The following is a 373-nucleotide window of genomic DNA, read 5'->3' on the forward strand; positions in this document are numbered from 1 at the left end:
AACCTACAAATTTGAGCTTACCTATATCAATTTTTTGTACAAGATGAGTTAGTAACAACTTTATGTATAAAATTGAAGAAGAATAAAAATACAATAACGAGCATTAAATTAAATATTCCCACCTTTAAAAAACCCTCTTTATATATTTCTAAAGATTCTAAATAATTTATTTTACCATTTACTGAAGGAACTGACATAAATTTTGATATTGCAACTCCGGCTAGGTTAGAAAACGCTAATGACAGCATTACTATACCCATCACTACTCCTCTAAGGTTTTTGGGGGCTAGTGTAGTTGCTTGTTCTTGGACTAATGGAGCAATACATAATTCTCCCAGTCCCATAAAGGAGATAGCAATTATTAAATATAAGT

It is taken from the genome of Wolbachia endosymbiont of Drosophila incompta (genome assembly GCF_001758565.1).
Taxonomy (GTDB): Bacteria; Pseudomonadota; Alphaproteobacteria; order Rickettsiales; family Anaplasmataceae; genus Wolbachia; species Wolbachia pipientis.